This window comes from Streptomyces sp. GbtcB7, from assembly GCF_019091445.1.
Classification (GTDB): Bacteria; Actinomycetota; Actinomycetes; order Streptomycetales; family Streptomycetaceae; genus Streptomyces; species Streptomyces mirabilis.
In genome coordinates this window covers 1-256 of the sequence record NZ_JAGXJM010000392.1, presented here as the reverse complement: position 1 = coordinate 256, position 256 = coordinate 1, and the positions used below count along the sequence as shown (strand labels likewise).

General features: G+C 72.3%; 1 protein-coding gene. It reads right to left on the bottom strand.

Translation table 11 applies throughout. The annotated features are described in order from the left end of the window. On the bottom strand, positions 1–256 hold a 256-nt coding region (locus KVT44_RS56350; RefSeq protein ID WP_217577044.1), incomplete at both ends, for a DUF2975 domain-containing protein.

Here is a 256-nt window from a genome sequence, read left to right as displayed (position 1 = left end):
AAGGGGCTCCCCGCACCGGCCGCGCCGATCACCCCGCATCCCGCGGCGACCACCGCCATTCCCGCCACGGTCAGGCCGATCATCGCATCGACCCAGCGGAATGCGCCGTCCTCGAAGAGACGCCCGGCGCCGAAGCGTGCGAGCAGACGCCACGCGCACAGCAGCGCGAGTTGCACGCAGAGGAGCAGGATGCCGTTGAGGACGACCCCCGGCATCCGCAGTCCGGCGAACTCGGGAGCGAGCTGCGCGAACCCCG